The organism is Thalassobius sp. MITS945101 (assembly GCF_047123305.1).
Lineage (GTDB): Bacteria > Pseudomonadota > Alphaproteobacteria > Rhodobacterales > Rhodobacteraceae > Thalassobius.
On record NZ_CP138918.1, the window covers coordinates 3,464,979 to 3,477,785 of the forward strand.

A 12,807-nucleotide genomic window follows, 5' to 3' on the forward strand; every position below is an offset into this window, starting at 1 on the left:
TCCCCATATTCAAAACAAGCGGGGTCGCCATAACTCTTTCTTGCAAAGAACCGATCGGCAAAAACTTGCGCCTGAAATTGGCAGCGCAAATGAGAAAGGGGACCGGCTTTCGCCGATCCCCCATTTTGCATAAAGCGAAACCGATCGGCTTACTCTGCAGCCTCCGCCACTGGCAGGACAGAAACGAAGGTGCGTTTCTTCAGGCCTTTGTGGAAGGTGACTTTGCCTTCGACAGTTGCAAAGATGGTGTGATCTTTGCCCATGCCGACGCCTTCACCCGGCCACATCTTGGTACCGCGCTGACGCACGATGATGTTGCCCGGAATGGCGGCCTGGCCACCGTAGAGTTTTACGCCAAGGCGGCGACCAGCTGAGTCGCGACCGTTACGGGATGAACCGCCAGCTTTTTTATGTGCCATGAGGTGTCTCCTTCAACTCTACTTATTTCGCCAGCTCAGCGGCTTGCTCAACCCATTCGGGTTTCACTTTGACATCAACGGCGTCGACGTCAACAGCAGCCAGCTGTGCGAAGGTGGTGATACCGGCTTCGGCCAGTTTCTTTGCAGCGGCGGGGCCAACACCGGTGATCTGGGTCAGATCATCAGCGGCGGCGGCCGGAGCTGCGGCTTTTTTGGCGGCGGGTTTGGCAGCGGCGGCGGGTGCAGCAGCAACCGAACCGGAACCAATGGCAGCTTTCACGCCCGACTTGCCTGCGCCCGAGGCCAGGATGTCGGTGATTTTGATCAGGGTCAGTTTCTGACGGTGACCTTTGGTGCGTTTGGAGCTGTGCTTACGACGACGCTTCACGAAGTGGATCAGCTTTTCGCCTTTGATCTGGTCAACAACTTCGGCCTGAACAGCCGCGTCGTCTACCAGCGGAGCACCAACAACCATGTTGTCGCCGCCCAGCATCAGAATCTCGTTGAATTGGATAGTTTCACCTGCGTCGGCAGCCAATTTTTCAACGCGGAGCACGTCGCCCGCCTGAACTTTGTACTGCTTGCCGCCGGTTTTCAGAACCGCAAACATTTGCATTTCCTTCAGTTTCCCGCGTTCTAAGGTCTCTGTTTCCAGATGTTTCCGGCCTTGCGCCACCGCGAACTGCGTGCCCTTTCGGGACTGTATTACAACAAAACAGGGCAGAGTTCCCCCTGCCCTAGAACCGCGCTTATTGTCGGGTCAAAGGGATAAGTCAAGCGTTATCGCCGCCACATCCCTATTTTATAGGCTTTCGCCGCCTTCCACGCCCCTCAACTTAGCGGGTCACAGTGACTCGCCCTGCATCTGTCGCGCCAGCGCCAGCCCCAAAGACAAAGAGATGGTGCCATACATCCGGTCAAAGCCGGCAAACAGCGCCCGGTTCAACGCCGCCCCTTCCGGTGTCTCTGACAGGGTGACATAGGCCTGGACCTCTTCGGTCGAAAGCGGCTCATAGGCCAGCATCAGGAAGGAGTAGACCCATTCATGGGTGTCCATACGGGTGGTGCCCTCCTGTCCCCAGACATCGGACAGCACCTCCTCCTCGCTCATCTCCACAGCGCCGCCCTGCATCAGCCCCCGCATAAACATGTAGTTGGCATTGAGGGCGCCAACGACGTTCATATCAATCAGCTCATTCACCTCAATGAATCGCTGGATCGCGGTCAGATGGGCGTCATAGGGTTCCTGGGTTTCGCGAAACAGGTCGCGGGCGGCCTCTTCGGTGTCCTCATCCATAAAGGCACGGCGCGCGGCCAGCTCCATTTCGATGATGCGCTGCCCGGTCTCACTGCCGAAGAAGGCAATCAGCGGCGCCAGTTCCACATCACCGATGCTCTCGTCAAAACCGGCGCGGACCAGCTCTTCCAGGCTTTCGGGATCATGCAGCCGCGCCACCACCGCCTGCCAGCTGGGACCGGTGCCGCCGGGCAGCATCTGATCCGCCAGATCGTCGCCATAAGAAAGCCCCTCTTCACGCAGGACCTCAAACATGGCTTCCATACCAAGGGCTTCAAACAGCGCATCCACTTCGGCAGGTTTCGGCGCAGCAAAGGCAGTTGTGGCCGTGACCACAAGCGCAAACCCCCAGCCTGCAAGTGTTTTGGCAGCATTCATATGGTGGCGCAAAATATACCCTTTCTTCCGGATCTGCGTCAGCGGGCCAAGGCCCGGGCGTGGCCCGCATCTGTGAGGAACCTAACTCAAGCCATGCACCCGCCTCAAGCGTCGCAGCCTATCATGACTTATAACGTCTTGAATCCCTGTTGATTTGAGCGCTTTTCTCAAGGTTTCAAGCGGCTTGCCGCCAAACCGCCGCAGGCGTTGCAGAAAAACTTTCACAATTCTTGCAAATCGCCCTTGCCACCCCCTGCAGGTTTCTTTAAATCGCCCCCACGACCCCCGCGGAGAGGTGCCGGAGTGGTCGAACGGGGCGGTCTCGAAAACCGTTGTGGGTGCAAGCCCACCCAGGGTTCGAATCCCTGTCTCTCCGCCATAAAAAGCCCGCCTGATCGGCGGGCTTTTTTGCGTCTAGATCATCGCCGAAACGGGTTCAGAAATAGCGGTAGATCTCTGCAGCACTTAAAATGGGTTTATGCGGGGAAGATGCGCTGTTCCCGGAGCTTGCCATTTCTGAAACAGGCACGGTTGTTACGGCCACCCTAGCGCCTTCAACTAGAGCCGTCGGTGTTCAAAGACGCATTCGCAAAATCGATTTCACCGGCATGTCATAAAAGTAAGACCATGCACCATCCACACATTGGTAAAGACACGCTTAGTGAGAGACTTGCGCCCCGCTGAACGCGATCAGCGCCCACTCATCAAGTTGCAGCGCAATGCCTTGTTCGATGACATAGGCCACGGTGCCCCGAGGACCACCGAAATCCATTAGGGGAAGTTCGCCAAAACAGAGTGTTTTGACCAATTGGAAGACATAGTTCAGGGGAAGCAGGATACCGGCATTGCCATCCTCTTGCCCGGCAAAACAAGGCTGAGCAACAGCAAAAACAATCCGGTTTTTCTCCGCAGGAACAAATCACCAAGCTGTTTCGTCAGGCCGTGCAAACAGCGGCCTGACGCAAATTATTCTGCCTTAAAACTGCAAGCCGACACCAACTTCTAACCCTAGCGTCTGGGAGTTGCGCCCTAGGCCGTCAATGAAGCCCGAGATATCAAAGCTGCCGCCGCGCCCATTGTGTTGCGCTAGTCCCAGATCGATCCGCCCACGCAGGCTGTCGCTGTCGGTTGACACACCGCCCGAGTTGCGGGTTGAGGCTTTGCGAAGCCCGAAGCCGCCCGTCAATTCCAGCGTTCCACGGGCACGCGGCAGCGCCTTTTCGAAGTGCAGACCCAGCGAGATTTCGGTCATCTCCAATGTGCTTGCTGCAATGCTATTTCCAAGGCCATCGACATAGGCCTCCTGACTGTCCTTCAGATAAGACACGCCAAGAACAGGCAGCCATGTGATCTGCGCGTGATGCAGTTCTCCGGTCACGTTCACTTGGGCAAGCAAACGCGAAGTCTCAAACTCATCTTCATAGGTGCCGAAGGGGCTCACCGTGTTGCTTGATTTGCCGGCCAACAAACGCCCATCTACATAAAGCGGCTGATCATTGACCTTCATCGCGAAGTAAGGCCCGGCCAGCCAGCCGGTGCCGCTGGTTTTCAGTGCGCCGTCAACCTGGTTGACGCGGTCAAACTGCAGCATGCCGCCGATCAGAAAATCCTCGTTAATCTTGCGGTGACTGCCGACCACACCAAAGACGTAGTCAGATCTGCTGGTGTCAGTTTCGGTTACCGAAGCCGTAAGTTTGGACCAGACATCGCCGTCCATCCGGCTGTCAAAAGACAGATTGGTCCCGCTGACCTGACGGGTGACAGACAGTGACCCACCGGCTGGGCCGCCACGCAGGAAGCCAACCACATCCGGTTGATGCGCCATCAATTGGCGGGCACGGGTTAGAAGGAATTGTGCAATCGCTTCTTCCGTGTCCTCCACTGTGGCATTGACCAATGACAAAACATTGGAGGCGTTGTTCAGATTACCCGCGCCATCCTGCGACACCTCTGCGGGCACAGAAATGGTAACATCCCCTGCCCCTGTCGTTGTGATCCCGACCTGATAGCTGGCGCCAGATCCACTGAAGCTGTCGACCGTTGCATTGGTGACAACGACATCCGTTGCGGCAAAAGTGCAAGAGATCCTACCAGCCACCAACGCGGTTGTGCGCGAAAACTGCCCCATTTCGGAATTGACCATCGGCCTGCAATGTGGCGCCTCTGATGGGTTTTCCTGCATCACTGCCAACCCAGCCTTGGGATATGCCTCCGATCTGCTTGTGTCGATGAGGGGCACCAGCCTGCTGTCCGAAACCCCTGAGATCTATGGCGCAGAACAGCTACTGCTCACCCGAGCATCGTCTGTTGCGGTCGCAGATAAATTGCGCGAACGAATAGAGTGGTGGGAGAAATATGCCGCCCAGCACGGTGCAGCGCTCAACAACAACCCATCCCCTGGCAACAAAGCTGGGGGGCTCACAACAATTTTCGAGAAAAGCTTGGGAGCGGTTGCCAAGTCAGGAACAGCCCAACTGTCCGATGTGGTGCACTACGGTGAAAAGCCCCAAAAGAAGGGGCTCGTTTTTATGGACTCGCCCGGCTTTGACCCGGTTTCGGTCACCGGTCAAATTGCTGCGGGTGCCCAGTTAATCCTGTTTACCACCGGCCGTGGATCAACCTTTGGCTCCAAGCCAGCGCCAACCCTTAAAATCGCCAGCAACGATTTGCTCTTTTCAAAAATGCACGACGATATGGATCTTGGGTGCGGTGACATTCTTTCCAAAGGCACCGCGTTGGCACAAAAGGGCGAAGAGATCCTGGCAGCCATAATCGCGACGGCGTCTGGCAGGCAAACCAAAAGCGAAGCGCAGGGCCTCGGGGACCACGAGAATGTGCCCTGGCATATCGGAGCAGTTCTTTAACAAGAACATTAGCTCGTGAGGCCTGCGAGCAGCGTAATCTCTGGTGCCAAAAGCTTCGTGGCAGCCAACTCGAAAACAATGACTGAGACGCGCCTGGTATTCTTCAGAAACAACTGGAATATGATCCTGCCCCCAAGGACTTCGCAACTCAAATTCGAGCACAAGCCATCCGTGCCGTGTTGGATCAAACCATTGTCAAAGCCACTAACACGGATGTTTATGGCACGAAGTTCCCACAATTCCAGCATAGGCTTTTGACTCGAAACATCATTTCTCAATGAAGAAAAAACATGGCCCGTTCTGTGACACACCGGGCATTGCTTAAGCCATTGAAATTTGATCGCTTGGCTCGACGTTGCGGGCACCGCTAAGCAACATCTTTAACATGGTCTGCCGCTTCTGTGCCCCCTTGCGGATGCGGATCAGGTTGGACGCCGGGCATCCTGCTTTGAGCAGACGCTCGTTCGAATTGACATGTAGAACTCCTCGCATGGCGCGGCCTGAAATCTCAACTGCCTTATCTTAGTGTTGAATGATTTTTGGCGCTTGTTAAGGTTTCACTGTGGTAACTAGACTTTGTGTTTGCCCGCCGTTTGGTCCGTCTTCGGCGGAAACAGACAGACCACAAGTATCGAATTCAATTCTGGGGAGATGTAATGCCCATCGCGGAACTGGCCTGACAGAACTTCATACAAACCTGTCACCTTTGTCGTGTGGACTACCTTCACCTGGAATTTGCGCCGTATTTGGATGTTGAGATTGCGGGCAAGACGAGGGAGATCGAAGTTGTTGACAAGAAAGTGTTTCAATCTGTTGACCCGTATCTTTGCCGGGTTCGTGGTCTTTGCAATTGCCGACCTATCCGTCGCACAAACCGGATATCGCTGGACCGTTGAACCACAATACGACGCTGCTGGATCTGCTTTCGATGGCGTCGTGCCGTTACTTTCCGGCAAGGAATGGGGGTTAATGGGCGCCGATGGCACTTGGCGTGTACCGCCCAGCTATGATGCTCTTGGCCGAGCGAGCGATGGGCACATCGCCGTGAAGATCGGCGGCAGCTGGGGCATCATCGATATCGATGGCCAAGAGATCATCCCGCCAATCTATCAGGACATCGGTCAGTGGGCAGATCGCATCCCCGCCAAATTGAACAATGTCTGGACCGTGCTTGACCGCAAAGGCCGCGAAGTCTACGGCCCTTTGCCCATCGATAAATTGAGCGGCAACGAAGGGCATTGCATCGCCGGTCAGATCGGTGACCGAGCTTTTGTCTATGATGGTCGCCCCAGTGTCGCACGAAGCTTCGATGAGCCCTTCGTAACTTCAAAAGGGTCAATGCGGGTATTTGGCCCGACGGCGGGAATGGTCAGGTACAGCACAGATGATGGTTTTGGCTTCATCACCTGCAGATGGCTCAGAAAAACCGGTGAGCCTCGCTTTGAAACCGCCCGACGCGTCATGCCATCGAACGAACTTGCGGCGGCGCGCGTTAACGGAAAGTGGGGGTTGTTTTCGGTCCGGGACAATCAAATCTCGGAAGTCTTTTCCGCTCAGTTCGCCGGGATGCGGGACTACACAGAAAACCGGCTGCCGATAAAGTTCGCTTCTGGGAAATGGGGGTATTTGAACCCAAGCGAAACGATTGAAATCGAGGCTCTATTTGATCAGGCCTACAGTTTTTCTGACGGCATTGCCGGAGTGCAGGTGGGGGACAAGCGTGGGTTTATCCTGCCAGATGGGACCTACGCCGCCGAGCCGATTTTCGAAGACTTCTGGCGACACGCAAAGGGCATTGCGCCAGTCAAGCTGAACGGCAAATGGGGGGTCATCGCTTTTGATGCGACCTCAGAGACCGAAACGCTCGATTTCGACCCCAATCTGCTAAGTCTGGCAACCGATCAAACACGTGGCAGGGTTCAAATTTCCGCGCCGCACAAGTATTTCCGACAAGATTTCTTCAACGTGCAATCCATCATTCTTTCGGACGATGCACGGGTTATGGCGACAATCTTGGATGAAACCGAAGGCGAAGAGCCCAGTTGGCGCGGTGAAATTGCTCTTTGGGATACACAGACGAAAATGGCGCTAGGGCGGCTCCTCGCCCCAGGCGCGGTTCAGGCACGTTTCGTTGGGCAGGGCGACATCATCGCAGTGGGTGAAGTCACCGGACACCTGTCCCTATGGTCGACATCAGGCACGCGCCAATTGCTGCGCCTACGGCCCAGCCTTCGACCGCTGATCCACCTGGCTGTTTCGGGCGACGCCAAATTATTGGCCGCAAGCGATGGTGAAAAATCCTGGCTATGGAACCTTAAGAGCGGCAAACAAGTTGGCCACGCTGACCTGAGCGCGCGCGCCCTTGGCGCGGCACAGGACGGCAAGAACATCCTGGCCCTGGACGACCGGGCGGCACTCTACCGATGGTCTGGCGACGGTGCGTCCCCTGAGCGATTGGCCGGTGCAATGTTTGAAAATGCGATCACTGAAACCGGATACGGCGACGCCCCGATGATCCACCAGGCTGCGATTGCGGCCGGCCCCACGGGTGCTGTTGTGACCAATTCGACGGGATCAGGGAAACCGCGCACGTTATATACTTTTCAGAACGGCACATGGCAGAACGCAGACCTGCCTGACAGCTATTACGCGGTCTTTGACCTTGCGATTTCACCAGATCAAAGCAGGGTTCTGGTTGGAGAAGCCAGCTCATTCTCCCTCTATGGCATGTCAGATCTCTCGCAAGTCACTCACTACGGGCTGTTTGGCGGAGAAATCGAAGGCAGCACAGCTTTGACCCTCGGGCAGCTTTCCTCGGTCGACACCCTGACCTTCCTAGGCCAACGTGATCACTTGGTAGCGATTGGCAGCGAAGGGTTTCCGATCGTATCAATTGATCTGGATGGAGCGGCCATTTCAGCGCCGTTCGGGGCGGAAATGGATTTGCCCGTTTTTGGAGCCTCCGCAACAATCGCAGGCCACAAGGTGTTCCATCTGACCGGCGCAGGCCACATCGCAGTGTTTGACCTTGCCACAGGCAAACCTGCGCGCCCAATCCCTGCAAGCGCGCTGCCAACGGTGGAATATGAACCCCACGGCTATCTCTTTTCCGGCACCGACGGGCAGGCTTACTATGAGTTCTATGACGGGCCAGGGCTTCGGATCGATCCGGCAACAATGCAAACCACAGAGTTGGCGCCGCGCGCGGCCGCAAAATTTGCCAGCCGCGAAAGAAACGAAACCGTCGTCTCGACTTTGGAAAAGGCAGGGCTGAGCGAGGTACTTCATGCAATAGTGTCAAAGCCCGCTGGTGTCGTCATGTTGTCTTCGTCAAGTGGCCTCTTGTCCTTTCTGGATACGCAATCGGGCGAAAGGCTTGCCACCCTTGCGTTCTTCAAAGAGGACGATTGGGCGATTGCTACCGAACTTGGCTTCTTCGACGGCACGTTGCGGGGCATGCAATCCCTGTCAGCCGTGGACGGCGTGACCGCGCGTCCTGTGATCGAGGCAATGCCGCGCTTTCATCGGCCAGATATGGTGCAAGCCATACTGGCGGGAGACCCAGAGGGCATCGCTGCCAGAGAAGCAGCGCGGTTGTGGGCCAACGCCCCCGTGGTAACAACACCTGCCCCAAAAGCGGTGACCCCAGAGAAACCGGTCGCAATTATTGTGTCCGAGGAAACCGAACCTGCAAAACCCGCTCCCGCCCTTCCGGGATTAGACCTGACCACAGAAACCGAAATCGACACGGCCGTGCCCGAAGAAACTGCCGCGCCAAAACTCGAAGCGCCAAGTCTGCCGGGGCTATCGATCAGCACAGAGGGAACAGACTGACCAATGCGATTTCTGATCCTGTTGGCCTGGGGCCTTTTTGCCACCGCTGCCAGTTCTCAAACCACGCCACAGACACCAGTGACCGAGCAAGTCACGGTAACGGTTTATGGTCCTTGGACACATGGGTTTAGAACCAGCGATAACGCTGAAGCCCATTTGAGGGAGCACCCCAATGTCTATGTCAAGTCAGCAGCCACCGCAGTTGGCAGCGAAATGGACGGGCGCCCGATCTCCACGAAGCTGGTTTCGGTCGAATTCAAATCAAAAGGTGACGCAAGTCACTTCCCGTTCAAGGCGCGCGCCAAGGTTGAGGTGACCCTCGCACCTTGGAAGATCAACATTCCGAAAGATGTCGCTAAAGCCGAAGCTGCCGCAGAAGCCAGCGGTGCAAAACCGATCGAGAACGAGTTGGACCAACGCATCGCCGAGTTGGAGGCGCTGGACGCAGAAATGAGTGACGCAGTTGTCGACAAGCTGACCACGGACCTGCTGGACAAAATCAACGACATCGACGTGATGCGCAACACGCTGGTTTCGGTCATCGCTCGTTTGACCAGCAAAGGTCCGGCCCTTGGGTTGTGGAAAGGGGGAAAGACCGCACATCGCTATATCTCTCGCTTGGAAGAAACAGTCGCGCGGGTTCAGCAGGTCGAGGCCAGCCTGACCGGTTTGCACGACCATTCGATGCGAAAGGCGTCCTCCTTATTCGATGGTCTGCTGCGGGACCTTGATGCGCTTGATGATGAAATCGGTGTCCAAGGCACTTGGGGCGACGGCGATCCCGACGTGGCGGCTTTTTGGGCGGCGAAAGACGCGCTCCGCGACGCGGTCACAACCGCGGAGAAAGAGGCTCTGAACTATGACATCGGGATGTCAAACGAACAGTACGCCCATACGTTCCGCGCATTGAAACGTCAGGACAAAATCAACGAATTGCGTAAGAATGACTTCTTGAGACGGGAATACGGTATCGATCCGAGCGCGGAAACCGACGCAACCCCGGTAACAGAAGAAGCACTGGAAGCAGATCAGGCCGACAAGGCGCGGGATAGGTTGAAGTCCCAACTATCACCGGCGCTCGCGCCCGAAGCGCTGCAGGGTGATCCGACAGGGGATCAGCCACAGGCCGCGCCAATGCGCGAAGCCAAGAAACAATCCCCGCTCCGGGCATCTTCTCAATCCGGTGCGGTTTCGGAAATACGCAGCCAAGCGGGGGCAGCCACGGACGCCAGAACGATGGATGCCGAAGGCGCAGGGCCCATCCAAGCCCGCCGAGACAAGGAAACCGCCCCCCGCGTTGAAACGCCAAGGGTGACGTCGCCTTTCGACCTGGCACGGCAAGAGAAAGAGCGGGCGGCGCAGAAGGAAGAACACAATACCGCCACACTCAGATTCAACGAGCTGGCGTGGTTAGAGATCGATGGGCAGATAGATAAACAAAAGGAATTGGAACTCGAGCTGTTTGTACTCGTCACTCACGAAGTTCGCGGCCCAGGCTACGAGGCTGCCCGGCAATGCGGCCGCGCACGCAGCGATGAAATTGATCGCCGAAGAGAAGCGCACCGAACCGCTTGTTACATTCGCGGCACTCCTCCGAAGGACACCTCGGAATACCTTGCATATCGGCAGTCTTGTAAGGGAAACTGGTACGCATTGCATTACAACTGGACGCATATTGATCGTAGAGATCCGGCTTTCGACCTGATCCCCTATGGCACCTGGTACAACGGCCGGCTTGCGGCAATCCCGGATGAGGTTCGCGCGGAATGGCCCTGTCCCGATGCTGGCCCAAACACCAAAGTTCAAGCAGGCTCGCCGCTTCATATTGTTGGTCAAGCAAACTCTCCGGAAACAATTCGATCAATGATTCGAAGATGGCTTGATGATCTTGGGCTTAAGAGTGTCGAAGTGCGTTTGTCCCAAAACCTGAACGAATTGCCATCACCAAGCGTCGACCGAATTGACAACTGGCCCGACCTCACAAACGCCCCCTTCACACTCTACGATGACAGCGCGCTGAAAGAGCTGCGCGATATGCAGCAGGAGTACCGATATTGACGCATTCATTACTATTGCGCTGGGCTGCTGCCCTTTGGATCGCGTTGACGGGCGCTGCGACGGCGCAGTCTTTTAGCGAACAGGTCGCAGGGATCTACACCACCGCGCCTGATTTTGACTTTGCCGTGCAACTCACCCTTTGGCCTGATGGGGATGGATTTGCCGGTGACGCGCTCATCGCCGCCGCCCGCTACCCGGTTTACGGCGAACAGGACGGCCCGGCCCTGCGCGGTGTGTTCGATGTGGATGGGACCTTGCAACGCTTTACCTTTCTGCCTTCGAAATCGGGACAGGTCGCGATGCAGTTTTCCGGCGAACCCGCGCCGATCCTGATGACCCGCGCCGCCCTGCCCGGTTTTACCGGCCGGTTTGCCGGTGAATTCGGCGTCGTAACGGTACGAAATCGTGATGGCCGTTTGGTTGCCGACTGGATCGACACATCGGGTGACGCCCACGTCGGAACGGGGACTTCGCAGGGCCTGCGGATTGCCTTCCCCGATCTGCCAGCCTCGATCTATTTCGAACCACAGAAGGCTGCCTACTACCTTGATCTGCCCAACTATTTTGGCACCGTCTCTCGCAGGGCTGTCCCGCTACGGCTTGGTCCGGACGAGAGCGCAGATTTCAAAACGCTCGCGTCAGCCTTAGACGCAGCACCTAAGGGAAGCACGATCGAGATCATGCCAGGCACCTATAGCGGTGCCGCACAGGCCAGCAAACAGGTGAAATTGGAGGGGTTTGGCCAACTTGGCGACGTAGTCCTCACCGCTGACAGCGGCACAGTCCTGCATTGGACGGCCAACGGCGGTAGCCTGCGGAACGTCGCAATCCGGGTGCCGGAGAATGGCATAGGTGTCGATCTGAACGATGGAACAATGTCTGTGCTCGGCGCCACAGTCACGTCGGCAACTGGGGCCGTCGGCATCGCGGCCACAGGTAGCGGGGCGCTATCGGTAAAAACAACGACCCTGTCAGGGGGCGATCACGGTATTAAGGCGACAGATTTTACAGGTCAACTGACTGTGGCCGACATCACGGCCAGCGATACAGCGAAATCCATCCTGTCCGTCGAGAACACCCCACCGACCACTGAAATCAAAATCGAAGGCAGCCGTTTTTCCAACAGCGCGTCCAATGCCCTGCGGCTCAAGGATGTGGGCAAGGTTTTGGTGTCGAACAACACGATCTCGGATGTGCGGGTGGGTCTTCATCATTCGGGTGGTAACTATGCACACATAGAGGCCAACACACTCTCGAACATTGGCGCGCATGGAATTTGGTTCGAGGGCCAGCATGCAGACTCCATCCATCTAAGTGACAACAAGATTGACGAGGTGGCACAAGCCTGCCTGTTGCTGAACAGCCTGACCTTTCCGGAACGGGGCGTTGGCCTTCGTGGGAACCAGTTTCACAACTGCAATCGGATCGCAGTAGCGGTCGTTGGAGAGGACACCGTAGCAAACTCAGCCGGGCTGGTTTTGCAAGACGAAGCCCATCACGGCAGCGCCACTCATCTGGCGGTCTACGCGCCGGTCCCGGTTAAACTGGAAAGGGTACAGTTCAAAACATCAAGTGGTCCTGGCGTGGTACTGGGAGACGGCGCAACTCTAACCGCGAAGGAGACAAAGGTGCTCGGAAGCGGCGAAGCTGGGATTGTCGCGGTTGGCAAAGAAATCAACGTCATCCTCGACAACACGCAAGTCAGTGCATCAGGCAAATCTGGGATTGTGCTCTCAGGCAGTGTGATCGCGCAGATAAACGATGCCGTGGTGTCCAACAACCAAAGCCATGGGATAGAACTTCATCAGGGCACTCAAATCGGCGGCTTCGCGAATAACGCTGTAAGCAACAACCAAGGGGCCGGTATCTTGGTCTCGGGTGTGGTTTTTGCGCCGGATGGCGGGAACGAGATTTCCGGAAACGTCGAGGGCGATATCAAACGACAGTAAACGGAGCG

8 protein-coding genes and 1 tRNA gene are annotated in these 12,807 nt (G+C 56.5%); 5 read left to right on the forward strand and 4 right to left on the reverse strand.

Going from position 1 to position 12,807, the window contains the following annotated elements; genetic code table 11:
- Positions 1-149: 149 nt before the first annotated feature.
- The 3 genes from rpmA to SIC14_RS17160 form a co-directional block, all read right to left on the reverse strand.
- A complete protein-coding gene (rpmA, locus tag SIC14_RS17150; RefSeq protein ID WP_082626283.1) occupies positions 150-419 on the reverse strand; it encodes a 50S ribosomal protein L27 in 270 nt (89 codons plus the stop codon).
- Between the two features lie 22 nt (positions 420-441).
- The gene (locus SIC14_RS17155) at positions 442-1,029 is read right to left on the reverse strand and encodes a 50S ribosomal protein L21 (protein WP_412563126.1); all 588 of its coding nucleotides are present in this window, start codon (positions 1,027-1,029) and stop codon (positions 442-444) included.
- A gap of 234 nt (positions 1,030-1,263) precedes the next feature.
- Positions 1,264-2,094: a DUF2059 domain-containing protein gene (locus SIC14_RS17160; protein ID WP_412563127.1), complete on the reverse strand. Its 831-nt coding sequence runs from the start codon at positions 2,092-2,094 to the stop codon at positions 1,264-1,266.
- Positions 2,095-2,383: 289 nt separating this feature from the next.
- Here SIC14_RS17160 and SIC14_RS17165 point away from each other — a divergent pair.
- Positions 2,384-2,473, forward strand: a tRNA-Ser gene (locus SIC14_RS17165).
- 597 nt (positions 2,474-3,070) lie between these two features.
- Here SIC14_RS17165 and SIC14_RS17170 read toward each other — a convergent pair.
- Positions 3,071-4,192, reverse strand: coding sequence for a hypothetical protein (locus tag SIC14_RS17170; protein WP_412563128.1), 1,122 nt, complete (start codon positions 4,190-4,192; stop codon positions 3,071-3,073).
- Here SIC14_RS17170 and SIC14_RS17175 point away from each other — a divergent pair.
- From SIC14_RS17175 to SIC14_RS17190, 4 genes are all read left to right on the forward strand, one after another.
- Complete coding sequence (locus SIC14_RS17175; RefSeq protein ID WP_412563129.1) at positions 4,170-4,958, forward strand: hypothetical protein; 789 nt, start codon at positions 4,170-4,172, stop codon at positions 4,956-4,958. The genes SIC14_RS17170 and SIC14_RS17175 overlap by 23 nt on opposite strands.
- A gap of 813 nt (positions 4,959-5,771) precedes the next feature.
- Entirely contained in the window at positions 5,772-8,792 is a 3,021-nt protein-coding gene (locus SIC14_RS17180; protein ID WP_412563130.1) for a WG repeat-containing protein, read from the forward strand.
- Between the two features lie 3 nt (positions 8,793-8,795).
- Positions 8,796-10,850: a hypothetical protein gene (locus tag SIC14_RS17185; RefSeq protein ID WP_412563131.1), complete on the forward strand. Its 2,055-nt coding sequence runs from the start codon at positions 8,796-8,798 to the stop codon at positions 10,848-10,850.
- On the forward strand, positions 10,847-12,799 hold the full coding sequence (locus SIC14_RS17190) for a right-handed parallel beta-helix repeat-containing protein (RefSeq protein ID WP_412563132.1): 1,953 nt from the start codon (positions 10,847-10,849) through the stop codon (positions 12,797-12,799). Before SIC14_RS17185 ends, SIC14_RS17190 begins: the two co-directional genes overlap by 4 nt.
- The last annotated feature ends 8 nt before the right edge of the window (positions 12,800-12,807 follow it).